Source organism: Enterobacter sp. CP102 (assembly GCF_025152625.1).
Lineage (GTDB): Bacteria > Pseudomonadota > Gammaproteobacteria > Enterobacterales > Enterobacteriaceae > Enterobacter > Enterobacter soli.
The window spans coordinates 2,549,741-2,574,223 of record NZ_CP104014.1 but is presented as its reverse complement, the minus strand read 5'-3'; the positions used below and the strand labels follow the sequence as shown (position 1 = coordinate 2,574,223).

The following is a 24,483-nucleotide window of genomic DNA, read 5'->3' as shown; positions in this document are numbered from 1 at the left end:
AGCCATTGAGCGGCTGACAGTTTTACGCGATTCTCACTGCTACAGCAAGCGCTCTTTAGGTAATTAGTATGGTTATTCCCCTTTGCCGAGGGCAATGCCAAGACGGCCAAGCCAGCCGTTAAATGCACTCCAGGAGAGCAGATTAATTGCCTGTACCTCGCTCAGGCCACTCTGGGTCAGAGGCGTAAATTGCGCGGCGCTGAACCGGTCCGGGGAGGCGTTGAGCAATGCTATTGCGTCAGCCATTTCTACAGAGGATGCATCATCGGCAGACGAACGAATACCGCCGGTCAGGATCTCCCCGGTCAGGGCAAGCAGGGCTGGCTCGTGACACAGCACCGGCGTCAGCGCCTGGAGTTCAGGTTGTGCCTGCCAGCGGGCGAGCAATTCAAGCTGCTGAGCACTGGCATAGCGCAATTCGACAACGGGCAGGATGGATTCCCATTCCCCCGGAACCCTGTGCGTGTCACTGATGAGTGCATGAGGCTGGATATGATGCCCCGGGAGCCAGCGTACGGGATGCCCCAGGAAGGCCTGAAACGCTGCCACCACGCGCGCCTGGAACCCAGTGAACCCGATAATCTGACTGATCAGCACAATGTCGTAGGTTGTCATGCCCACTTCATCGAGTTGTTGCTGTGCTTTATCGTCGATAACGTCAGGAGAGCTGGCAAGCTGGCGGGCATACTGGGTAATTTGGGCGAGGCGGCGATTACTTTCTCGTGATGAATCCGGGCCGGGAAGCGGGGCGAGCAGAGCAGCGTAGTGGTTACAGAGCCGTTGAACGCCGCACGCCTGAGCAACGGTCAACGCGGTGCTCAGCCTGTCGTACGCGCTGAGTGTTCGCAGACGGCTCACAGCAACATTGAGCGGAAACAGCTGGTGACAGAGCGCTCTGGCAGGGGCCAGCCAGCTTTCGCATCCGGCGACAATCTCTTCGGGAAGGGCTAAATCGAGCAAAAAACGATCGTCAACGTAAGCGGCTTCGGGTACCAGAGGCAGAACATCCGTCTGCGAATGATTTGACTGGGTTTCATGATACCAGTGGCCTTTGCCAGAAAAGCGGCGTTGTTCCATGGGCGTTCCTTGATCTCAAAATGGCGATCAATATCCTGGCGTAAGGCGGATGAGGGGAAAAATATTGTTAGGTGATAACAAATAGCAGAACGGAATAACGAAAGGGCTTGCAGGGGGAGGGAAAACTCTCTTCCCGTGCGGGAAGAGAGTGACAACTTATTTGATTTCCAGCTCGTTCATTGCAGCGATGTTGAAGCCGCCGTCAACGTGAACCACTTCTCCGGAGATACCCGCGGAAAGGTCAGAGCACAGGAATGCTGCGGAGTTACCCACATCTTCAATGGTAACAGTACGGCGAATCGGGGTAACCGCTTCGCAGTGTGCCAGCATTTTACGGAAGTCTTTGATGCCAGACGCCGCCAGGGTGCGGATTGGGCCAGCAGAGATACCGTTAACACGCACACCTTCTGGACCCATTGCGTTCGCCATGTAGCGCACGTTTGCTTCCAGAGAGGCTTTAGCCAGACCCATAACGTTGTAGTTAGGGATTGCACGCTCTGCGCCCAGGTAGGACAGGGTCAGCAGCGCAGCGCCCGGGTTCAGCATGGTGCGGCAAGATTTAGCCATCGCCACGAAGCTGTAAGAGCTGATGTCGTGAGCGATTTTGAAGCCTTCACGGGTAACCGCGTTCACGTAGTCGCCGTCCAGCTGGTCTCCAGGAGCGAAGCCGATGGAGTGAACGAAACCGTCGAATTTCTCCCACGTTTTTGCCAGTTCAGCGAACATGCCATCGATGCTTTCATCTTGTGCAACGTCACATTCCAGAACAATGCTGGAACCCAGCTGCGCGGCAAACTCTTCAACACGGCCTTTCAGCTTGTCGTTCTGGTAGGTGAACGCCAGCTCAGCGCCTTCGCGATGCATAGCCTGTGCGATGCCGTATGCGATGGACAGTTTGCTGGCAACGCCGGTCACCAGAATGCGCTTACCGGAAAGAAAACCCATAGCTTTAATCCTTATATTCATTGCTTGTTTTTGCCTTGTAAATCATAGCATTACAGGCAGTATTTCAAAATCATTCGAAATTAGCTCGAAATTATATCCCACTCACTGCCCCTTGTGTCACGATATTTCTCGCTCATTTCCCGTGACTTATGTCCCAGAAGGTGTTGAGCGAACTCATCATCGTGTTGTTTCTCATGTCGTCGCGCAGACAAACCATGCAGCTCATGAAAGGGGGCGGGTCATTTACCCAGGTCAGCCCAGTAGCACTTCTGGCGCTGGCAAAGTGAGTCGTAATATTCGCTGCCGGGAGCCTCGTTTTGCGAGCAGAGGAGATAATGAATCCACCTCTTGATATCCTCCGGCATTGCTCCAGTATATCACCGGGCACCAGGTTCGCCTCATCCAACCAGAGGGGATAAGGGGATTGCCACCTTCGCACCGGTTTTTATCTCCTGGGGTGAAATGATGGATGCCAGGGCAAAGAGATTTGGCATAGATATTATTCAAGGCCCTTTGGGCCATTTATCCTATGATAAACGGACTTTGTTTGAGAGTGACACCATGAAGCCAAAGAAGCCAAATGCTGAGCAGCAGCACCAATTAGATCTTGAACTGGTCAAGACGAAGCCTGCTAACCGAACCGAGGCAAAGGCCCATTTGGCAGCACAGTTGCGGATTAGCAAGCATCAAACACAAACCTCGTCCAAAATTCGCGTTAACAATTTTAGGGGAAGAAAGAAAGTAGACTTCAGTAAGGCGGAAGAAGATGCCCGGAAAGCAATGGCTAAAGCTAATGCAACAAGATTTTCCGAGGGTGAAGTTGAGTCCGTAGAAACAGATCGTATCTCTGAAAGTAACAAACGCTGGCGTGGGAAAACCGCTGATTAATGTCAAGGTGGAACATCACTGCAAAGAGCCAGAAAGAACAGGCAAGATTAACGTTAACCTGATGGCCTATAGCGTGACACTGCCTGAAGAGTAGCGGTCTGCATAACATCGGAATGGAAAAGGTTTTTCAGATATGAGATGGATAGTAATGGTTTTTGTTGTGTTCGCTTCTCCTCTTTTAGCTGAAGAGTACAGTTATGGTCCTCCGATTGCTGTATGTCTCAATAAATATACGATCCCGTATATCAACACAGATAGGCCAGCCATAGAAATTGTTGATGAGGCGTACGATAAGTGTCAGGACGTACTTGCTCAATGGGATAAGGAGAGGAAGTCATTACCTCCAGAACTTATTGTCAGCCAGAATGAAGAGTTTCACACGTTCTATGTTCATATGATTGAATCCCGTCGAAAATCGGAGGCCAACAAAAAATGACGATTGTTTTTATCCCCGCATTGGTAGCTATCCTGGTTGCAAAAGAACGAGAAACAGGTCGTGCACTAACCCAGCAAGAAGTAGAGTCTATTCGGGATGAAGCGACGGGAATTAACCTTCCTGATGATGTCGCAGAAAGTATGGCGGTTGAACGTGGTTATGAGGATATTGACCATGAAAATGTTTGGCGAGAGTGGCTGAATTTCAAATCGCTTAATGCCGAGGAGATTCGTGACAGCTTATAAATCCAAAAATGGTGGCCTAACGTCTCTGATCGCTACAGAGGATGGCATCCTTCCATTGAGGTGTCTGTTAAACCCGTGGCGATACTGCCGAAGGATTAGAAGAGTGAGACGATGCAAGTTAAAGAAGAAAATTGGCGGTTTATAATTCCTAAGTGTAACCAATTGATTTTATATTGATTTATTTTGTTGAAAAGCCTAAGTTCGGTTGGAAAAATAGTAGCGTGTAATTTACAGGAGGCTACTATGCAAGTCCGCATATTCCCATTAAGTACCAATAAAGAAAGAACGTACATTTTACTTACTGAAGTTATGGACTTATTTGAGCCTGCTATACAGGGTGGAAGCAGTAAACAACAGCGGGCAAAACAATTGGCCAAAGTCCAGTATGGTAATTGCCCTGTAATTGAGGATGACATTGATTTTACTAAAAAAATTTTCCGCAGCAGGTCTAAGTTTGTTGTAACGAAATTCCTGGACGATTTTAATGTTAAAAACGGAGATTTACTTAAACTTGTCAAAGTTGCCCCATATTCTTACAGGATCACTCTGCTTGAGAGTGAAAACTAGCGCTGAGGGAAAGCAAAAATCCCTCATCGTTATGGATAGTTTTTTTGAAAGGGATAAACACTGAAAGATCCTCTATCGTTGATACGACAACCCGCCAATCCACCAGAGGGGAAAGTTGAAGATGCTACTACTTGAGCAGGAGTATTGACCCGACAATTGCTTGATTGTTGCTGGTATGATAGGGACGATTTGCGAGTGTGTGTGATAACACCTGTATTTATCGGCATCACGGATAATTCTGCTAACTCTTCCGTAAGAGGTGAATTTTGAAAAATTTAAACGATGAAGAAAAAGAAGCTTATATGGCGGTTGCAACTGCATGTTTGAATGCATTCGTTGATAGCGCACCAAACTCGTTTTATGACCTGCCAACATCTGAAAATCAAAGTGGAGGTGCAGAAATTATCGGTTTTTTTCCATAAAGGAAAGGTTATAATGAATAAATAGTGGTATTAATATTTTTTATTAGAAGCGAAGGATGCATAAATGAAAGTAGTTGTGGCAAGTGCGATCATTAGCGTCGCGACTGTTGTATCTGCGGCAATGATGTCCGGGAACATTGATTTCAAAAAGCAAAATGTAGTCAAAACAGATAGTGGCCATGTTAATCTGGGTGAAGTGTACAGCGAGCAGGGAGTAGTTGATGTGGAACTTAGATTCATAGATGATAAGTCTCAAGTGTTCTCGTTAAAAAACTTACCTCGTGGTTCTTACCAAAGCAGTATTGATGAGAAAATCCAGTCGCTTCTTGATGAATACAATAAAGGCAAAGCAGAAGATAAACAAATTACTAAGGATTCATTAACCTTTAAGGTGCCTTACTCATTAACTTTACAGTCCCATACAATGTATATGACTGAAAATATTCCTTCGTATGATTTGATACTGGATAAAAAAACAATTAACTTCGATAAAGATACTGTTGTATATAAATCAATTTCAGATGCAACAAACCAGTTTATGAAGGATAACGATAAATCGTACGCGGCAACATATTTTATAAAAGAACACTGAGTTAACACTTCTAAATAATATGAACCCGCCCTGGCGGGTTTTTGTTTTCTAAAACCGGTCAAGCGGCAGATTCTGACCAAAATTGCAGCTACGATCTTGCCATGCCTTAAACCTGAAGAAGAAATCATAAATATAAGTCAGGAATAAGATCAGAAACTGTGGATAAGGTTTTAGTCCCTCGGAACGATTACGTCACTGATTTATATCAGGTGGGTTGTCTGGTTTTATTGCATTAAACTGTACGTTTTTTATGCAAAGACCAATGCCAACCCACTAATATAAAAGGACTAAATAATTTTCTAAACCTATTTAATCCGACCACGCTTTGACGTGCGGTTAACGGTCTTTTCGCCATGCATCGGCGGTTAATGCTTCACCAAAATGCCCGGCAATCAGTCTTTTCGTCAGCTCATGAAGCGGGGAAGCCATCACATCCGCGGTGCTTCCGCGTTCGACCACTTCACCCTGATGCATCACCAGTACCTGGTCACTAATGTGCTTCATCATGCCAAGATGTTGGGTCACATAGATATAAGAGATACCCTGTTTTTCCTGCAATTCCAGCATCAGGTTAATTAACTGCGAACGCATCGACATATCCAGCGAAGCCAGCGCTTCGTCGGCGATAATCACCTTCGGGCGCAAAATTAACGCGCGCGCCAGACCCAGACGCTGCTTCTGCCCCGGGGCCAGCATATGCGGGTAATAACTCTCGTGGTCAGGCAGCAGGCCAACCATGCGCAGGGTTTCGATAATCCGCTTGCGGCGCTCTTCTGGCTCCAGCTCCGTATTTAATCTCAACGGGAAGTCCAGAATCTGCGAAATGCGCTGGCGCGGGTTGAGGGATGTCGACGGATCCTGAAAAATCATACGGATGCGTTGACTGCGAAACGAGTAATCACCAAATTCCAGCGGATGATCGTCAATCAGCACTTCACCTGCGGTAGGTTCAACCATGCCGGCGAGCATTTTCGCGAGCGTGGATTTCCCGGAGCCGTTCTCGCCGATAATGGCCAGTGTCTGTTTTTCGCGCAGCGTAAAGCTCAGGGGTTTAACCGCTTCTACGGTCTGGCGATGAAATAACCCCGTCCGGTAGCGAAAGGTCTTACTCAGGTTGCGAACTTCCAGCAAAGTTTCGACCATTTCACTCTCTCTCCATGTTCAATGGGAAATGACAGGCATAAAGATGGTTTTTAGCGCCCGACAGCCGTGGCGTTTCAATGCATTTGCGCTGGGCGTAAGGGCAGCGCGGGCCAAGACGACAGCCAATAGGGAGGGATTCCAGCAACGGAATGGCCCCAGGCAAGGTATTCAGACGGCTTTTGTGCGGCATGGCGCTGCCAAAATCAGGTATCGCGCGGATCAGCGCCTGAGTATAAGGATGATGCGGGGTGTTCACCAGCTCTTCGCTGACGGCCGTTTCTACCGTCTGGCCGCAGTACATCACATCAATTTTATCAGCCCATTTGCTCAGCATTTGCAGGTCATGGCTGATCAGCAAAATGGTGGTGTTGTTGTTCTGATTAAGACGCGTCAGCAGGCGGAAAATCTGTGCCTGAGTGGTCGGCTCCATCGCGTTTGTTGGTTCATCGGCAATCAGCAGACGCGGCTGGTTCGCCAGCGCGATGGCAATCATCACTTTCTGGCATTCGCCGTCGGTCAGTTCGTAAGGGAAACTGCGCATCGCGTCTTTATGATCTTTGATACCAACCCGGTGCAGCAGCTCGATGGCACGACGCTTGCGCCAGCCAACGCGTTGCCACCAGTGGCCTTTATACGTCCAGCCGGGGATGTTCTGCATCAGCTGTTTACCCACGCGCTCGGAAGGATCAAGACAGGATTGCGGCTCCTGAAAAATCATCGACACGTTATGACCCACCAGCTTGCGGCGTTCACGCGGAGAAAGGCGCAGCAGGTCAATATCATCAAAACGCATACGGTCAGCGGTCACGCGCCAGTTGTCTTTCGCCACACCACAGATGGCCTTCGCAATCAGGCTTTTACCGGAACCGGATTCACCCACCAGCCCGCGGATTTCACCCTCTGCAAGCGTGATGCTGATGCGGTCAACGGCTTTCACCCAGCCTTCACCGGTCTTGAATTCAATCGTCAGGTTGCGGATATCGAGTAACGGCATTATTGCACTCCCGCATTAATTGCCCGGCGAATACCATCCCCAAGCAGGTTGATCAGCAACACGCTGACCATGATCGCGGCCCCGGGCAGCATAACGGTCCAGGGAGCGACATAGATAAGTTCCAGCGCGTCGCCCAGCATTGCACCCCATTCAGGAGACGGAAGCTGAGCGCCAAGATCGAGGAAACCCAGCGCGGCGATATCCAGAATCGCCATCGACAGGGCACGGGTGATCTCGGTGACCAGCCCGGACGCAATGTTTGGCAGCACGGCAAACCACAGGATATTGAACGTGGTGGCGCCGTCCAGACGTGCGGCAACCACATACTCTTTTTCCAGCTCGTCATGAACCATGCTATAGACCGACCGCACCAGACGCGGAAGGATTGCCAGCCAGACGGCGAACATCGCGTGCGACAGATGCGGGCCAGCAAAGGCCACGACAATAATGGCCAGCAGCAAGGAAGGAATAGAGAGCAGCGTATCCAGAATGTGATTCATCACGGCGGAACGCAGGCCGTGGGTTGAACCGGCAAAAATCCCCAGCGCCAGGCCACAAATGGTGGCAGCCAGCGTAACCACAAACGCACCACCCACTGTTGGCGCGGCACCGCTCAGCAGGCGGCTTAAGACATCGCGGCCCAGATCGTCAGTGCCTAAAAAGAAGGACACTTCACCATAACGTGACCAGGAAGGCGGTAAAAGCTGATAACCGAGAAACTGCTGGTCGATCCCGTAAGGTGCAAACCACGAACCAAAAATGCACAACACCGCCAGTGCACCACAGCCATACAGGCCAATCATCGCCGTAGTGTCACCATAGAATTTACGCCACACGGTACGCAGCACACCAGGTGTGCGTTTTTCGCTGTATACGTTATCGTAAGGCATACCATTCCTTATGCTTCAGTGGGTTAGCCATAGCACCCAAAATATCGGAAATCACGTTAACGATGATGACCAGCGAGCCAATCACCATGACCCCAGCTGAAATCGCCGCATAGTCTTGCTGACGAATGGCGTTAATCAGCCAGCGACCAAGCCCAGGCCAGCTAAAGACCATTTCCGTGATCATCGCCAGGGTCAGCATGGTTGAAAATTGCAGCCCAAGACGCGGGATAACCGGCGGCAGGGCGTTGTGCAGTACGTGACGGCGCAGGATCGTCAGCCGGGACAGCCCGCGTGTGGCCGCCGCTTTTACGTAGTTTTGATCAAACACCTCGATGGTACTGATACGCATCAGGCGGATCACTTCGGTTGTGGGCGCAACGGCCAGCGTCAACACTGGCAACACCATATGGCGCAGGGCACTGATGATCATTTCATGGCGCCAGACCGAATCTGAAAGCCAGGCGTCAATAAGCGCAAACCCGGTCACCGTTTTTACCGTATACAGCAGGTCGAAACGACCGGACACTGGTAGCCAGCCCAGGGTCAGCGAGAAGAACAGGGTTAATAGTAGCGCCAGCCAGAAGATAGGGATCGAGAAGCCGAGCAGAGCGAGGGCACTGATAAATTTGTCCTGCCATTTATTGCGATAAATCCCCGCCAGCATCCCCACCGGAATACCGACCAGTAGAGCAAATCCGAAGGCCAGAATACACAGCTCCATGGTGGCCGGGAAAACCTCTTTCAGCTGTTCGGAAATCAGCTGCCCGTTGATGCTGGACACGCCAAAGTCCCAGTGCAGCACGCCGTTAAACCAGAACAGCCAGGCATCCCACAGCGACGAACCCTGAAGCGGCGCGTGCGGCGTGAAATAGCTCAGGCTAAAGCCCACAAAGGTCAGGAAGAACAGAGTTACCAGCAGCAGTAACAGGCGACGCAAGGTAAAAATAATCACGGTTTTTTCACCTCTTGTTCTTTTTCACGCGAGACGCCCGCAAAGGAGGCGTTACCAAACGGACTCAGCACCAGCCCTTTGATGTCATAGCGATAGGCCTGAAGGCGCAGGGACGAGGCGAGCGGCAACACCGGCAGTTCTTTTGCCAGAATGTTTTGCGCTTCATCGTAGGCGTCGATACGGGAGGCCAGCTGTTGTGAGGCGAGGGCTTTTTGCAGCACGGCATCAAATTCCCGGTTACACCAGTGGGCATAGTTGGTTTGCGAGTTAATCGCCGCACAGCTCAGGAGCGGGCGGAAAAAGCTGTCCGGGTCATTACTGTCGGTCGCCCAGCCTGCCAGCGTTAAATCATGGTTCATGTCCATCAGACGCGCCTCCTGGAAACGTCCCTCAACCGGCACGATCACCACTTTGACACCCACCTGAGCCATATCGGCCTGCAGCAGTTCAGCGGTTTTCAGCGGGCTTGGGTTCCAGGCTTGCGAACTGGTCGGTACCCAGAGCTGGAGCGTCAGGTTTTCTACACCCAGCGCTTTTAGCTGTTCACGCGCTTTTGCCGGATTGTATTCCGTAATTTTAGCTTCGCCGTCATAGGCCCAGGAGGCGCGCGGTAAAATAGAGGCCGCGGTTTCTGCTGTCCCGTAGTAAATCGACTGCATCAGGCGCTGGTTGTTAATCGCTAAGGCCAGCGCGTGACGCACGGCCGGGTTGTTGAGCGGTGGTTTATCCGTATTAAATGCCAGATAGGCGATATTCATGCCCGGACGCAGGGTCAGACGTAAACGCGGGTCGTCACGCAGAATGGTTAACTGGCTGGCGGCAGGCCAGGCGAGCACGTCGCACTCACCGGTCAGCAGTTTAGAGAGTCGGCCAGTACCGCCAGAGCCGAGATCCACCACCACCTGCGGCATCAGCGGTGTGCCGCGCCAGAAGTGTTCGTGACGTTGCAGGCGAATGTACTGGCCAGAACGGTACTCCGCCATCTGGAAAGGCCCAGTGCCAACGGGCTGCCTGTCGAGCAGCTCCTGGCGATCCTGACTGGTCAGCTTCGCCGCGTATTCTGCTGACATCACTGAGGCATAGTGGGTCGCCAGATGCCATAAGAAAGAGGCATCCGGGCGGGTCAGGCTAAATTCAACAGTTCTGTTGTCGAGCTTACGCACGCTTTTGACGGTATCGGCAAACTGCAAACTGTCGAAATAGGGGAAGCTCCCGCCATTCACGTTATGCCACGGATGATTGCGGTTAAAGATTCGCTGGAAGGTAAAGACCACATCATCCGCATTCAGTTTACGGGTTGGCGTAAACCAGGGCGTGCGCTGGAAAGAGACATCGTCACGCAGGTGGAAGCGGTAGGTCGCGCCGTTATCAAGCACTTCCCAGCTCTCGGCCAGCTCCGGCACCAGGCGATAGGTATACGGGTCGACATCCAGCAGGCGGTCGTAAAGCTGTGCGGCAAGGGTGTCAACGATCAGGCCGCTGCCCGCTTTTTGCGGGTTAAAGGTGTCAACTTGCCCGCTGACACAATAGACAAAGCCGCTATCGCGAATATCAGGAAGCGCAGCACGCTCAGGCGCAGCAAAGACCGTATTGCTGAACAGACCGAGCGCAAACAGGGACGATAAAACCAGACGCATAATTTTTAAGGTTTTTAGGTTCGATCTGCAAAGTGTATCGCACTTACGCCTGCTTCGTAAAAATGTCTGCGGGTAAGTGCTGATATTGTCAGCGCATTTGATGCTTTTTGAGCAATGCCCTTAATTGATGGTAGGTCAGACCCAGCAGTTCAGCCGCTCGTTTCTGGTTATATTTTGCCTGTTTCAGACTCTGTTCAAGCAGTTGTTGTTCCTGATGATGCTGGAACTGACGCAGATCCAGCGGCAGCATCTGGGAATTGTTGCTCATGGCGGGCGTTACGTGTGCCGGCTCCGCTCGCCGGAAAGGATCAAGAATAATGTTATCCAGCTCCATTTCACTGCTCCCATGACGATAAACAGAGCGTTCCACCACGTTTTTTAGTTCACGGATATTCCCCGGCCAGTGGTATCCCAGAAGCGTTTCCCGGGCGTAATCGCTAAAACCGGGGAACAGCGGTAATCCAAGCTCACGACACATCTGTATGGCGAATTGTTCAGCCAGCAACATGATGTCGCTTTGGCGTTCACGGAGTGGCGGCAACTGCACAACATCAAACGCCAGCCTGTCCAGCAGGTCGGCGCGGAATTTGTCCTGCGCAACCATCTGTGGCAGATCGGCATTGGTGGCACAAACCAGACGCACGTTGACCTGTAACGGCTGGCTGCCGCCAACGCGCTCCAGTTCACCGTATTCAATCACGCGCAGCAATTTTTCCTGTACTAACATTGGCGCGGTGGCCAGCTCATCCAGAAACAGTGTGCCACCATCAGCTCGTTCAAAACGACCGGGATGGCGCTTTTGCGCACCGGTAAATGCCCCGGCCTCATGGCCGAACAGCTCTGAATCCAGCAGGTTTTCATTCAGCGCAGCGCAGTTCAGGGAGATAAATGGGCCGTCCCAGCGGCCGGATAAAAAGTGTAAGCGGTTGGCGATAAGCTCTTTACCGGTTCCGCGCTCACCGATGATGAGCACCGGTTTATTGAGTGGCGCCAGGCGCGATACCTGCTCCAGGACCTCCAGAAAGCTATTCGCTTCACCCAGGAGATTATCTTTAAATTCGGCCATAGTTAAATTCACCACTCGTTAGCGATATTCACCAGGTGAGAGTAGAGTGTTGTTGGTTTAAAATCAAACAGAATCAGGTAAATCAACAAGATAAAAAGTTGGCATGAGTTTTGTATTATCTGTTCAGCAGGGCATTGCCCGATAACAGAACTATGAGGATCGAATTATGGGTATTTTTTCTCGTTTTGCCGACATCGTGAACGCCAACATCAACTCTCTGCTGGAGAAAGCGGAAGATCCGCAGAAGCTGGTGCGCCTGATGATTCAGGAAATGGAAGACACGCTGGTGGAAGTCCGCTCAACGTCAGCGCGTGCGCTGGCAGAGAAAAAACAGCTGACACGTCGTATTGAGCAAGCCACCGCGCAGCTCAATGAATGGCAGGAAAAAGCCGAGCTGGCGCTGCGCAAAGATAAAGAAGATCTGGCCCGTGCCGCGCTGATTGAAAAGCAGAAACTGGCCGATCTCATCACTGCGCTTGAGCATGAAGCGACACTGGTGGACGACACGCTTACGCGGATGAAGAAAGAGATCGGCGAGCTTGAGAACAAGCTCAGCGAAACCCGTGCTCGCCAGCAGGCGCTGACGTTACGCCACCAGGCGGCCAGTTCATCACGCGATGTGCGTCGCCAGCTGGACAGCGGCAAGCTGGATGAAGCCATGGCCCGTTTTGAATCCTTCGAACGTCGTATCGATCAGATGGAAGCGGAAGCCGAAAGCCACGGTATTGGTAAACAAAAGACGCTGGACCAGCAGTTTGCAGATTTGAAAGCGGATGACGAAATCAGCGAGCAACTGGCTGCGCTTAAAGCCAAAATGAAGCAAGACAACCAATAATAATGGGGGCGGCACCTGAGTGTGCCGCCACGCATCGTAAAACAAGGAGTACCTATGAGCGCGCTTTTTCTGGCCATTCCCCTGACGATTTTCGTGCTGTTCGTTCTGCCGATCTGGTTATGGCTGCACTACAGCAATCGTTCTTCTCGTGGTGAGCTTTCCCAGAGTGAACAACAGCGTCTGGTGCAGCTTTCCGCAGAAGCAAACAAAATGGGTGAACGCATTCAGGCGCTGGAAGCGATCCTCGATGCGGAACATCCAAACTGGAGGGATCGTTAATGTCCGGGCTGAATCTGAATAAAAAACTGTGGCGGATCCCCCAGCAGGGCATGGTTCGCGGTGTGTGTGCCGGGCTGGCGCATTATCTCGATGTACCGGTGAAACTGGTGCGTGTGGTCACGGTGCTGTCGATTTTCTTTGGTCTGGCGTTTATTACGCTGGTGGCGTACATCATTTTATCGTTTGTGCTTGACCCAATGCCGGAAGGTGAACTGGCGAGCGAAAATGCGCCAACCACCAACGATTTGCTCAATGCGGTGGATGCCCAACTGGCTGCCGGTGAGAAGCGGTTACGCGAGATGGAGCGCTATGTCACGTCTGATACCTTTACGTTACGAAGCCGTTTTCGTCAGCTTTAAGAGAGAATACGAATGAATCACTCCTGGCAACAGGCGGGGCAAAAGGTGAAACCCGGTCTGAAGTTAGCAGGGAAGCTGGTTTTGTTTACCGCCTTACGTTACGGCCCGGCAGGTGTGGCTGGCTGGGCGGTGAAGTCCGTCGCCCGCAGGCCGGTCAAAATGTTACTGGCCGTGGCGCTGGAGCCGTTGCTGAGAAAATTAGCCGGGCGGCTCTCGGGAAAACTAAAATAATCTCCAAACGGCACGCTGACTGGCGTGTCGTTATGCTCTAAGGTTTTATTCCTTTCATTTTGTCCCCATGTCATATTTTTAAGAATACAAACGCCTTCAGGCAAAAAGGATGGCGATGAAGCGACTTAAAAACGAACTCAATTCACTGGTGAACCGTGGCGTCGATCGCCACTTGCGACTTGCTGTGACAGGGCTCAGCCGCAGCGGCAAGACGGCCTTTATCACAGCGATGGTCAACCAGCTGCTTAACCTGCACGCGGGGGCACGGTTGCCGCTGCTCAGTGCGGTACGGGAAGAACGATTGCTGGGCGTGAAGCGTGTTCCACAGCGAGATTTTGGCATCCCGCGTTTTACCTATGATGAAGGGCTGGCGCAGCTGTACGGCGACCCACCTGCCTGGCCAACGCCCACGCGCGGGGTCAGTGAAATTCGTCTCGCGCTGCGTTTTCGTTCTAATGATTCCCTGATGCGCCACTTTAAGGATACCTCCACGCTGTATCTCGAAATTGTGGATTATCCGGGCGAGTGGCTGCTGGATTTACCCATGCTGGCTCAGGATTATCTGAGCTGGTCACGACAAATGACCGGTTTGTTACAGGGTCACCGCGCGGAGTGGTCGGCGAAATGGCGACAGCTGTGCGAAGGGCTCGATCCTCTGGCACCTGCGGATGAAAACCGCCTGGCGGCAATTGCTGAAGCCTGGACTGACTATCTGCATCAGTGTAAGCAGGAAGGGCTGCATTTTATTCAGCCCGGGCGTTTTGTGCTGCCGGGCGATCTGGCAGGTGCGCCGGCGTTACAGTTTTTCCCGTGGCCGGACGTCGACGCAAGCGGGGAGTCGAAACTGGCGCAGGCAGATAAACACACCAATGCCGGGATGCTGCGCGAGCGCTACAACTACTACTGTGAAAAAGTGGTGAAAGGTTTTTATAAAAATCACTTTTTACGTTTCGACCGCCAGATTGTGCTGGTGGATTGTCTTCAGCCTCTTAATAGCGGGCCGCAGGCATTTAACGATATGCGCCTGGCGCTGACGCAGTTGATGCAAAGTTTCCATTACGGGCAACGCACGTTGTTCCGCCGGTTGTTCTCACCGGTTATCGACAAGCTGCTGTTCGCCGCTACCAAGGCCGACCATGTCACTGTCGACCAGCACGCCAATATGGTGTCGCTGTTGCAGCAGCTGGTGCAGGATGCGTGGCAAAACGCGGCGTTTGAAGGGATCAGCATGGACTGCCTGGGGCTTGCGTCGGTGCAGGCGACCCAGAGCGGGTTGATTGACGTGAATGGCGAGAAGATCCCGGCGCTGCGCGGTAACCGCTTGAGCGATGGCGAGCCGCTGACGGTCTATCCCGGTGAGGTGCCTGCACGCTTGCCCGGGAAGGCGTTCTGGCAAAACCAGGGATTCCAGTTTGAAGCGTTCCGCCCACAGGCAATGAACGTTGACCAGCCATTACCGCATATTCGTCTTGATGCGGCGCTGGAATTTTTGATTGGAGATAAATTGCGATGACGGAACCGTTAAAACCGCGCATTGATTTTACGGGCCAGCTTGAGAAAGAGCCGCTCGACGCGTTCAGGACCGCGCAAACATTCAGCGGATCGCAGGCCGATAATTTTGCGCCTGTGCTGTCGGAAGAGCCGCTTTCTGATGAAGGGCAGGCAGAAGCGGTCGTTGAATCCGCGCTGCGCCCTAAACGCAGCCTGTGGCGCAAAATGGTGACCGCCGGGCTGGCACTGTTTGGTGTCAGCGTGGTTGGGCAGGGCGTCCAGTGGGCGGTTAATGCCTGGCAAACCCAGGACTGGGTGGCGATGGGCGGCTGCGCGGCGGGAGCGTTGATCATCGGCGCGGGCGTCGGCTCGCTGGCGACTGAGTGGCGGCGTCTGTGGCGCCTGCGTCAGCGGGCGCATGAACGCGATGAGGCGCGGGATCTGCTGCACAGCCATGCCACCGGTAAAGGGCGCGCATTTTGTGAAAAACTGGCAAGCCAGGCGGGTATCGATCAGTCACATCCGGCGCTTCAGCGCTGGTACGCCGCTATCCATGAAACGCAAAACGATCGCGAAGTGGTGACGCTCTATTCCCATATGGTGCAACCGGTACTGGATGCGCAGGCCCGTCGGGAAATCAGTCGGTCGGCGGCTGAATCCACACTGATGATTGCCGTCAGCCCGCTGGCGCTGGTGGATATGGCGTTTATTGCCTGGCGTAATTTACGCCTGATTAACCGTATCGCCACGCTGTATGGCATCGAGCTTGGGTATTACAGCCGCCTGCGTTTATTCCGCCTGGTTTTGCTGAATATTGCCTTTGCCGGCGCCAGCGAACTGGTGCGGGAAGTCGGTATGGACTGGATGTCTCAGGATCTGGCCGCGCGCTTGTCGGCAAGAGCCGCGCAGGGGCTGGGCGCCGGTTTACTGACGGCACGTCTGGGGATTAAAGCGATGGAAATCTGCCGTCCTCTGCCGTGGATAGACGGCGACAAACCCCGGTTGGGTGATTTCCGCCGCGAGTTAATTGGCCAGCTTAAAGATACGCTGAGCAAAAAAGCGTAACTGGCTCACATCATCGTCTAATTAACCATCAGGCTGTCAATATTTGTTGACAGCCATCTTCCCGATCACCGCTTTCTGACATATTATTTTAATGTTATTGGCTTAAATGGTGAATTTCCCATGCGTCTGGAAGTCTTTTGTGAAGACCGACTCGGTCTGACCCGCGAATTACTCGATCTGCTTGTTTTACGTAGTATTGATCTGCGTGGCATTGAGATCGATCCTATCGGGCGAATTTACCTCAACTTTGCCGAAATTGAATTCAATACATTCAGCAGTCTTATGGCTGAGATCCGCCGTATCGCTGGCGTTACGGATGTAAGAACCATTCCGTGGATGCCGTCAGAGCGTGAACACCTGGCGCTGAGCGCACTGCTTGAAGCGATGCCAGAGCCGTTCTTATCCCTGGATCTGAAAAGTAAGGTCGAACGTGTAAACCTGGCCAGCTGCCAGCTCTTTGCACAGAGCCAGGAGAAGCTGAGCACTCATCATGCAACACAGCTGATCCCCGGCTTTAACTTCCAGCGCTGGCTGGAAAGCAACCCGCAAAACACGAACAGCGAACACGTGGTGATCCACGGGCAGAACTTCCTGATGGAGATCACCCCTGTGTACCTGAAAGGGGAAAATGATGCTCGCGTGCTGACCGGCGCGGTGATCATGCTGCGTTCTACCGTACGGATGGGCCGTCAGCTGCAAAACCTCTCAAGTCAGGATGTTGGCGCCTTTAGCCAGATAATCGCCGTCAGCCCGAAAATGCGCCATGTGGTCGATCAGGCGCGCAAGCTCGCCAATCTGACAGCTCCGCTGCTGATCACCGGCGATACCGGAACCGGGAAAGACCTGCTGGCTCATGCCGTGCATCTGTCCAGCCCGCGGGCAGCAAAACCGTATCTGGCGCTGAACTGCGCCTCAATTCCGGAAGATGCGGTTGAGAGCGAGCTGTTCGGCCATGCACCTGAAGGTAAAAAAGGTTTCTTCGAGCAGGCAAATGGCGGCTCGGTACTGCTGGATGAGATCGGCGAAATGTCGCCACGGATGCAGGCTAAACTGCTGCGTTTCCTCAATGACGGGACTTTCCGTCGCGTAGGGGAAGATCATGAAGTCCATGTGGATGTGCGCGTGATTTGCGCCACGCAGAAAAACCTGGTGGAGCTGGTGCAGAAAGGGGTGTTCCGCGAGGATCTCTACTATCGCCTGAACGTACTGACGCTCAATATTCCGCCGCTGCGGGATTGCCCTCAGGACATCATGCCGTTGACCGAGCTGTTTGTGGCACGCTTCGCCGATGAACAGGGTGTGCCTCGCCCGAAATTGTCTGCCGATCTGGGGACAGTGCTGACGCGTTACGGCTGGCCGGGTAACATTCGCCAGCTCAAGAACGCCGTTTATCGTGCGCTGACTCAGCTGGAAGGGTACGAGCTGCGGCCGCAGGATATCTTATTACCGGATTACGATGCCGGGACGGTGTCGGTGGGGGAAGAGGCGATGGAAGGCTCGCTGGACGATATTACCAGCCGTTTCGAGCGCTCGGTGCTGACGCAGCTTTATCGTAGTTATCCGAGTACACGTAAGCTGGCGAAGCGTCTTGGTGTGTCTCATACCGCGATTGCGAATAAACTGCGTGAATATGGCTTAAATCAGAAAAAGGGCGACGAATAATTCATTCAGGCCAACCTTTAGAATGAGGTTGGCCTTTTTATATTTAATATTTATTAGTGCTGAGGTTATATTTCATTTTATTATTTATTTTGGTCTGACCTTCGAGCGTTTTTCTTAAATAAACCGCTGTAAATCGTATAGTGATATTTATAATTCGATGATCCTTTTAAAGTTAACCCGCATTTTCTTGCACTTAACATAAAAGGGAATTATATGAAACTCAATATATTTACCAAGGCTATAATTGGTATGGGCGCGTTGTGCGCCGCCGCACCCGTGTTTGCACTTGAAGCATGGAGCGGCCAGGAGGGGACTGGTCCGTTTGAAGTGATCTACGACAGCGGCGTATACACCAACGCCTGGTGGGTAGGGGCAACAGACTGCCCGGGAAACGCGTCGGGTGATGAAGCTAACAATCCGTGGCGTTATGAACGTGCAGCCACGTCTGCAGAGATTTCCGAATACGGCAACCCGACGACCTGTGATTCGGGTGGTGGCACGGTAACCTACCCTGACTACAACAGCGCAAGTTCATATAACGCCAATGACATCGTCAGCTACAATGGCGCGACCTGGCAAACCTCTGTTGCCCAGAGTGCGTATGGCTTCACGCCGGGTGAAGGTAACCCGTGGGAGCTCTATGCTGAAGTGCCGCAGTGGTCAGCGACAACCGTCTATAACAAAGGTGATAAAGCTCAGAAAGACGGCCAGGAATATGAGGCTTTGTTCTATACCGTTGGCGATGATCCTTCTAATCCCGATAACCAGAACCCATCCGGCACGAATGGCCGGCCGTGGAAACCACTGGGTGCCGTTGTAAGCTATACCACGGACCAGCTAAACAACGCGCCGGAATTTAATGCATCGACGCTGTATGAAAGCGGCACCTTGATTCGTTATAACGGTGCGAATTACGTTTCCCAGGCCAAAGTCCAGAAAGTCTCACCTGCCGATACCAATCCATGGAAAGTCTATATTGACTGGTCAGGGACCAAAGCGATGGTTGGCACACCGTCTTCTCCATGGCCGGCACATGTTTACGCACCTTACGTAGATTTTACCCTGAACTCTCTGCCGGATCTTGCAAGCCTTGCTAAAGATCAGGGGGTCACCCATTTCACCATGGCCTTCGTGGTAGCGAAGGATGCCGAAACCTGTCTGCCAACGTGGGGCACGGCTTACAACATCAACGATTACACTCAGTACAGCAAGATTAAGGCATTGCGCGAAGCGGGTGGCGATGTGATGGTGTCGATTGGTGGCGCCAATAACTCACCGCTGGCGGCTGCCTGTAATAACGTCTCCGACCTGCAGCAGCACTATTATGACATCGTTGATAACCTGAATCTGAACGTGCTGGACTTCGATATCGAAGGTACCTGGGTTGCCGATCATGACTCTATTAATCGTCGAAACGAAGCTGTTAAGGTCGTACAGGATCAATGGAAAACCGAAGGGCGTAGCGTCGGGATCTGGTATACGCTGCCCATACTGCCGACTGGGCTGACCCCTGATGGGCTTTATGTGCTCAATGATGCAAAAGAGAAAGGCGTGAACCTTGCAGGGGTCAACGTAATGGCAATGGATTACGGGAGCAGTATCTGCCAGTCCGAAGGGACAGAAGGGCAGAACATTCACGGTAAATGTGCGACCTCTGCCATTGAGAATTTGTTCAGCCAGCTGAAGGCAATCTTCACTGATAAGAGTGATGATGAGATCAATGCCATGATGGGTGTCACGCCAATGAATGGCTACAACGATGTTCAGGGAGAAGTTTTTTACCTGTCAGATGCGAATCTGGTGATGGGTGGCGCTAAAGACCGTGACATGGGTATGATTGGCATGTGGTCGATGATGCGTGACCAGCCGGGTGTCGCCGGACAGGTATCACCGGAACACAGTGGTCTGACGGAATCGCAGGCAGCGAAATATGCCTTCAGCGCCGTGTTTGCGCCGTTTACCCATACCGACGATGCATCAGGAACGACGGAAATTAAAGACATCCATGTTGATAAATCGACAAATAATCCGGAATTAAAATGGACGCAAAATACCGCCAGTATTGAGAGCGGAGAATATACCGTTACATTGCAACATGATGGCTGGAATAAGGATGCCGTGGATGAGCCGTACTATTACGGTAAATATGGCAACGAAGGGATCGACCAGGTGACGGTAACGGATTCAGGTGATGGCTATTCCACGGTTAAGTTACCCATAATGTCCGGATACATTACCGAAGGGCATAACGTCACAGTCACCGATGCGAAAGGTAACGTTGTATTAACGTATCAGTACACGCTGGAAGATGTGACGACGGGCACCCCTTCGCAAATCGTGTCGTCAGAAACGTCGGTTAAAAATGGCTCGTTGTCCTATATGATTAATGCAAAATCTGCATTGATGATTACGTATGAGTACGTTAACTTTTACTACGATTCAACCGACACGAAAGGAAAAACAACCACCAATTTCTGTGGCTCCTGGTTCCAGGGGAAATTCAAGAAGTCTGGCAAAAGTTGTTCCACGTTGCTGTATCCGAACACGGGTTACTGGTCGCCTTCTGAGACCATCTCTGTGAATAAACTGAAAGCAGGTGATAAAGTTTATGCGGCTACCGCTGATGGCAGTAGTGAAAGTGCAAAAATCTTTACCGTGCTGGATTCGATTACCTTAACGGATGAGATGTTAAAAGCATCCAGGTAAGTTAAAAAATCCTCACTTCCAAAGCCGTAACAGCAATGTTACGGCTTAATTGTTGACAAATCCCGGCATCAACAACTTATTCCTTCGCCAGAGATCTGGTATCAACCGCGACTTTTGTCTCCCCCTGAATCGACGCGATCCTGTTTTCAACCTCTTTCACCTGTTGCGCGCTGTGAAGCAGCGTATAGGTCAGATCAAACTGAGTGCTGGCGCCGGGCTGCAGCTGCTTAACCCGCTTCTGTTCGCGTTCAATCGTGACAGGGTAGGCGTAGCTGGTGCCCGGCTCAATGCCCGTGACATAACCCTGCTTTAGTGTGTCGGTGTTTTTCCATAAAGTCAGCACGGGCAACTGACGGGTATCAAACTGAATTGATGCACCTTTATCTCCGGCTTTATTGACCACTGCCGCGAGCGTTTCGTGATTATTGTCCGCGAGTGGTTTGATGTTAAAGACCATCTCATCAAAGCCTTTTGTCGGCCCGGCATAAGTTTGCCAGTCATTAACACCCGCTTTAGCGTAGTCATTGAATGGGCTCACGCTCGCCGCCGGAGCAAGAAAACGAGCGCCTTCTTCAAGGACAGGTGTGCCGAAGTTGCTGTGATAAATAATCTGATAGTCATGAGGATAATCTGCGTGGTTAGTCAGAACATCATGCAGACTAAACTGGTTGGATCCAGGAACGTAGCGTAGTTCGGTCAGGGTTTGCAGATCCGCTTTTTTAAACGTGCTCTCTTTGATCAAACCACGAATACGTATTTCATGCGGTGCGGCATCCGCAACTTCTACTTCAACCTGCGACGCCGGTGTATTTCCTGCCTTGCCGTGCAGCGTATACATCTGCCCATCGGCAGTGACCGGGTGGCCTGTCCACTCATAGCCACAGCGGACCATCATCTCATTGAAACCTTCCAGCCAGCCAAGACCGTTACGGCTTTCAAGATTGATATACGCCGGGTTAACAACCTCTTTAACGGGTGAATTCCACCCCAGCCTGGTGCCGAAACCTTCAACATGCAGCAGGTTCATGCCGCGCGTCGGGCTTAAGGTAATTGTCAGGCCATCTTTGCTGCTAATGATGATGACTTTGCTGCCTTCCTGCTTACCGCCATGTAAGAGTTTTTGCTCAATGCTGAACGTCTGACCTTTAACGTTCAGCTCATCACTGGAAATCTTCCAGTTCCCTTTCTCCATGCTGCTTTCAGCGCTTGTCAGCACCCAGGTTTTAGCCGCGACATGACCCGAAACCAGTACCGAAAGAAGCGTTAAAGCCAGTTTTATTTTCATGTTTCCCTCCCTTGCTGAAACGATTATTTAATTTCGTAAGCAAATCTAATGTGTTGGCGAAAAGGGGAATGTGATCCGTCTCACTGAGGAAGAAAATGTGAAAATTGAACAGACTTTATGTGAATATGATCGCTAAAATGGTGAATGTAAAATATCTATTTTCAATAATAGTGTGAAATTCGCCCATTTATGCTTTAACGATTCAGCTTTCGGGGAATAAAAAACCTCGCCATGGCGAGGTTTAGAATTCACTGTATAGAATGCTCAGTACTTATTATGCTTTCAGCACGTCCAGCGCAGCAGTGTAATCTGGTTCGGTGGTGATTTCGTTAACCAGTTCGCTGAAGACGATGTTGTCATTCTCATCGATAACCAGCACTGCACGTGCTGCCAGGCCTTTCAGGGCGCCTTCAGAGATACCCACACCGTATTTCTCAAGGAAATCCGGGCTACGCAGCGTAGAAAGGGTGATGACGTTGCTCAGGCCTTCTGCACCGCAGAAGCGAGACTGGGCAAACGGCAGGTCTGCAGAAATGCACAGCACAACGGTGTTGTCCATTTCAGTTGCCAGTTGGTTGAATTTGCGCACAGATGCGGCACAAACACCGGTATCGATGCTTGGGAAAATGTTCAGGACTTTACGTTTGCCTGCGAACTGGCCCAGCGTGACGTCAGACAGATCTTTAGCCACCAGAGTGAATGCCTGTGCTTTGCTACCAGCCTGCGGAATGGAACCTGCAACAGCAACCGGGTTGCCCTGGAAATGAACGAGTTGTGACATAGATATCTTCCTGTTTACATATAGTTAACGTCAGGGCTAGTGTATGCCAACTGCGGACAGCACGGCAAACCAATTTTATCGCCTCACCGGGCCGAAAGGAGACAGTCAATGAGAAGCGTGAAAGTCTATGAAGAAGCCTGGCCATTGCATTCCCCGTTCGTTATTTCGCGCGGCAGTCGCAGCGAAGCCTGCGTTGTGGTGGTTGAAATAGAAGAAGACGGGGTGAAAGGCGTGGGGGAATGTACCCCGTATCCGCGTTACGGAGAGAGTCTTGCCTCGGTGATGGCTCAGATTATGGCGCTGGTGCCTGAGCTGCAAAAAGGGCTTACCCGGGCAGCATTGCCACAGCACCTGGCGGCGGGAGCTGCACGTAACGCCATTGATTGTGCACTCTGGAGCCTGGAGGCCGCACAACAGCACCGCACTTTACCATCGCTTCTGGATATCACGCTGCCGGCATCGGTTGTCACCGCGCAAACGGTGGTGATTGGTGAGCCGGAACAGATGGCCGCCAGCGCAAAAGCGCTGTTTGCCTCCGGGGCAACCTTATTAAAGGTGAAGCTTGATGACCGGTTAATCAGCGAGCGTATGGTTGCAATTCGCGCAGCCGTGCCGGACGCCACGCTGATTGTCGATGCTAACGAATCCTGGCATAGCGAAGGGCTGGCCGCCCGCTGTCAGCTGCTGGCGGATCTGGGCGTGGCCATGCTGGAACAACCGCTACCGGCAAAGGATGACGCCGCGCTGGAAAACTTTATCCATCCGCTGCCCGTATGCGCCGATGAAAGTTGCCATACCCGCGAAAGCCTTGTCGGGCTAAAAGGCCGTTATGAGATGGTGAACATTAAACTCGATAAAACGGGTGGGCTAACCGAAGCACTGGCGCTGGCGAAAGAGGCGCGGGCTCAGGGTTTCTCGCTGATGCTGGGTTGTATGCTCTGTACGTCCCGGGCGATTAGCGCCGCGTTACCGTTGGTTCAGCAGGTGAGTTTTGCCGATCTGGATGGCCCGACATGGCTGGCGGTAGACGTCTCGCCAGCCCTGCATTTCACCACCGGCACGCTTCATCTCTGAGGTTGCCAGCGCAGAAGTCCGACCATCGCTTTAAGGTACTTTTCACTCGCTTCGTCGGATGAGATTGGGGGGAACTCTGCGGTGATGCAGTGTAACCCCAGGTCGGCGCACCAGCTCCCGAACGAGCCGGGCGTCTCGTAACCCACACTTGTGACCAGCGGAAGGGCAAAGGCATCTGCCAGCCACTGGCCGAGCGCGGTGTGGTGGGGATCTTCGATACAGGCAAGCGGGTCGTGAAACGAGACGACCCAGGCCGGATGTAATCGATGGATCAACTGACACAGGGCGTGTGTTTCCGGCTCTGAACCTGGTTTTTCCCCCGTCAGTAACACCACGTCACGCTCTTCTGCGGAGCTGTTCCAGCGATAGACCGTCTCACCCGCGCGCCAGTTTGCCGCCGGGAAATTACGATTTAAGTCGATGCCTCGCGCATTTGCCCGAAGCCCAAGCTGACAACCGTCCGGGTTGACGGTCAAAATGACGTGATGACGGCGTAATTCTGGCGCCAGGGTACGCAGCGCACAGGATAACGTCACAATTGAGGAGTTCTCGTCACCATGCGTACCGGCGATGATTAGCCCGCTGTTGCGGTCGGCCTCCGGGGCGGGAAACCAGATTAAGGGCGCGCCTAAAAATGAATGGCCATAATGTTCGGTTCCTGGCGGGAAAGCGCCACGTTCCGTTCTTGGTCGGGTGACTGACATAGGAAATCCTGATAAAGAAGTCTCTACTGGCAGTGTTGTGCAAAACTCGCTGTTAATCAAATAGTTTCCGTCGCTGCGGAAAATTGCCAGATATCAACTTTCCGATTTAAGGTATTTGCATTTCTCCGTTTCGAAACAAATAATTACGCATCTGTTT

The 24,483-nt window shown here is 52.0% G+C and carries 25 protein-coding genes; 14 read left to right on the top strand and 11 right to left on the bottom strand.

What is annotated here, in order from left to right; genetic code table 11:
* Positions 1–72: 72 nt before the first annotated feature.
* Complete coding sequence (locus tag N1249_RS12165) at positions 73–1,077, bottom strand: CMD domain-containing protein (protein ID WP_259829592.1); 1,005 nt, start codon at positions 1,075–1,077, stop codon at positions 73–75.
* 156 nt (positions 1,078–1,233) lie between these two features.
* Positions 1,234–2,022, bottom strand: a complete 789-nt coding sequence (gene fabI / locus N1249_RS12160) for an enoyl-ACP reductase FabI (protein ID WP_014070484.1) — start codon at positions 2,020–2,022, stop codon at positions 1,234–1,236.
* 462 nt (positions 2,023–2,484) lie between these two features.
* Between fabI and N1249_RS12155 the strand changes: the two genes are divergently transcribed.
* The 5 genes from N1249_RS12155 (at position 2,485) to N1249_RS12135 (ending at position 5,172) form a co-directional block, all read left to right on the top strand.
* Positions 2,485–2,910 (top strand): hypothetical protein, encoded by a 426-nt coding sequence (locus tag N1249_RS12155; protein WP_259829591.1) that lies wholly within the window; start codon positions 2,485–2,487, stop codon positions 2,908–2,910.
* 432 nt (positions 2,911–3,342) lie between these two features.
* Positions 3,343–3,591, top strand: coding sequence for a hypothetical protein (locus N1249_RS12150; protein ID WP_259829590.1), 249 nt, complete (start codon positions 3,343–3,345; stop codon positions 3,589–3,591).
* Between the two features lie 243 nt (positions 3,592–3,834).
* Entirely contained in the window at positions 3,835–4,158 is a 324-nt protein-coding gene (locus N1249_RS12145; protein WP_259829588.1) for a hypothetical protein, read from the top strand.
* A gap of 266 nt (positions 4,159–4,424) precedes the next feature.
* On the top strand, positions 4,425–4,580 hold the full coding sequence (locus N1249_RS12140; RefSeq protein ID WP_259829587.1) for a hypothetical protein: 156 nt from the start codon (positions 4,425–4,427) through the stop codon (positions 4,578–4,580).
* Between the two features lie 64 nt (positions 4,581–4,644).
* Complete coding sequence (locus tag N1249_RS12135) at positions 4,645–5,172, top strand: hypothetical protein (protein WP_259829586.1); 528 nt, start codon at positions 4,645–4,647, stop codon at positions 5,170–5,172.
* Between the two features lie 336 nt (positions 5,173–5,508).
* Here the strand turns inward: N1249_RS12135 and sapF are convergent, their stop codons facing one another.
* From sapF to pspF, 6 genes are all read right to left on the bottom strand, one after another.
* Positions 5,509–6,315: a putrescine export ABC transporter ATP-binding protein SapF gene (sapF, locus tag N1249_RS12130; protein WP_182061295.1), complete on the bottom strand. Its 807-nt coding sequence runs from the start codon at positions 6,313–6,315 to the stop codon at positions 5,509–5,511.
* Position 6,316: 1 nt separating this feature from the next.
* Positions 6,317–7,309, bottom strand: a complete 993-nt coding sequence (gene sapD, locus N1249_RS12125; protein WP_259829585.1) for a putrescine export ABC transporter ATP-binding protein SapD — start codon at positions 7,307–7,309, stop codon at positions 6,317–6,319.
* A complete protein-coding gene (sapC, locus tag N1249_RS12120; protein ID WP_259829584.1) occupies positions 7,309–8,199 on the bottom strand; it encodes a putrescine export ABC transporter permease SapC in 891 nt (296 codons plus the stop codon). The genes sapD and sapC overlap by 1 nt, the downstream gene beginning before the upstream one ends.
* A complete protein-coding gene (gene sapB, locus N1249_RS12115; RefSeq protein WP_259829582.1) occupies positions 8,186–9,151 on the bottom strand; it encodes a putrescine export ABC transporter permease SapB in 966 nt (321 codons plus the stop codon). The genes sapC and sapB overlap by 14 nt, the downstream gene beginning before the upstream one ends.
* Positions 9,148–10,788 carry an ABC transporter substrate-binding protein SapA gene (gene sapA / locus N1249_RS12110; RefSeq protein WP_259829574.1) on the bottom strand — a complete coding sequence of 547 codons (1,641 nt, stop codon included), beginning with the start codon at positions 10,786–10,788 and terminating at the stop codon, positions 9,148–9,150. Before sapA ends, sapB begins: the two co-directional genes overlap by 4 nt.
* An 88-nt stretch (positions 10,789–10,876) precedes the next feature.
* A complete protein-coding gene (gene pspF, locus N1249_RS12105) occupies positions 10,877–11,854 on the bottom strand; it encodes a phage shock protein operon transcriptional activator (RefSeq protein ID WP_259829572.1) in 978 nt (325 codons plus the stop codon).
* Between the two features lie 166 nt (positions 11,855–12,020).
* On the opposite strand from pspF, the gene pspA reads away from it, so the two are divergent.
* From pspA to N1249_RS12065, 8 genes are all read left to right on the top strand, one after another.
* Complete coding sequence (gene pspA / locus N1249_RS12100) at positions 12,021–12,689, top strand: phage shock protein PspA (RefSeq protein ID WP_014070477.1); 669 nt, start codon at positions 12,021–12,023, stop codon at positions 12,687–12,689.
* 54 nt (positions 12,690–12,743) lie between these two features.
* A complete protein-coding gene (gene pspB, locus N1249_RS12095) occupies positions 12,744–12,968 on the top strand; it encodes an envelope stress response membrane protein PspB (RefSeq protein WP_259829571.1) in 225 nt (74 codons plus the stop codon).
* The gene (gene pspC / locus N1249_RS12090; protein ID WP_259829570.1) at positions 12,968–13,327 is read left to right on the top strand and encodes an envelope stress response membrane protein PspC; all 360 of its coding nucleotides are present in this window, start codon (positions 12,968–12,970) and stop codon (positions 13,325–13,327) included. The genes pspB and pspC overlap by 1 nt, the downstream gene beginning before the upstream one ends.
* A 12-nt stretch (positions 13,328–13,339) precedes the next feature.
* A complete protein-coding gene (gene pspD, locus N1249_RS12085) occupies positions 13,340–13,558 on the top strand; it encodes a phage shock protein PspD (protein WP_014070474.1) in 219 nt (72 codons plus the stop codon).
* Positions 13,559–13,673: 115 nt separating this feature from the next.
* Positions 13,674–15,071, top strand: a complete 1,398-nt coding sequence (locus N1249_RS12080; RefSeq protein WP_259829568.1) for a YcjX family protein — start codon at positions 13,674–13,676, stop codon at positions 15,069–15,071.
* Positions 15,068–16,114 (top strand): YcjF family protein, encoded by a 1,047-nt coding sequence (locus N1249_RS12075; protein WP_259829566.1) that lies wholly within the window; start codon positions 15,068–15,070, stop codon positions 16,112–16,114. The genes N1249_RS12080 and N1249_RS12075 overlap by 4 nt, the downstream gene beginning before the upstream one ends.
* Positions 16,115–16,234: 120 nt before the next feature.
* Complete coding sequence (gene tyrR, locus N1249_RS12070; protein ID WP_259829564.1) at positions 16,235–17,776, top strand: transcriptional regulator TyrR; 1,542 nt, start codon at positions 16,235–16,237, stop codon at positions 17,774–17,776.
* A gap of 213 nt (positions 17,777–17,989) precedes the next feature.
* Positions 17,990–20,482 (top strand): glycosyl hydrolase family 18 protein, encoded by a 2,493-nt coding sequence (locus N1249_RS12065; RefSeq protein ID WP_311202490.1) that lies wholly within the window; start codon positions 17,990–17,992, stop codon positions 20,480–20,482.
* Positions 20,483–20,558: 76 nt separating this feature from the next.
* On the opposite strand, the gene N1249_RS12060 is transcribed toward N1249_RS12065, so the two are convergent.
* Together N1249_RS12060 and tpx are read right to left on the bottom strand one after the other, a co-directional pair.
* Positions 20,559–21,767: an aldose 1-epimerase family protein gene (locus N1249_RS12060; RefSeq protein ID WP_259829563.1), complete on the bottom strand. Its 1,209-nt coding sequence runs from the start codon at positions 21,765–21,767 to the stop codon at positions 20,559–20,561.
* A 274-nt stretch (positions 21,768–22,041) separates the two neighbouring features.
* Positions 22,042–22,548 carry a thiol peroxidase gene (gene tpx, locus N1249_RS12055; protein WP_014070468.1) on the bottom strand — a complete coding sequence of 169 codons (507 nt, stop codon included), beginning with the start codon at positions 22,546–22,548 and terminating at the stop codon, positions 22,042–22,044.
* A gap of 108 nt (positions 22,549–22,656) precedes the next feature.
* Between tpx and ycjG the strand changes: the two genes are divergently transcribed.
* Positions 22,657–23,622 (top strand): L-Ala-D/L-Glu epimerase, encoded by a 966-nt coding sequence (gene ycjG / locus N1249_RS12050; RefSeq protein WP_259829562.1) that lies wholly within the window; start codon positions 22,657–22,659, stop codon positions 23,620–23,622.
* Here the strand turns inward: ycjG and mpaA are convergent.
* On the bottom strand, positions 23,613–24,326 hold the full coding sequence (gene mpaA, locus N1249_RS12045; RefSeq protein WP_259829558.1) for a murein tripeptide amidase MpaA: 714 nt from the start codon (positions 24,324–24,326) through the stop codon (positions 23,613–23,615). The two genes, ycjG and mpaA, sit on opposite strands and share 10 nt — an antisense overlap.
* Positions 24,327–24,483 lie beyond the last annotated feature (157 nt).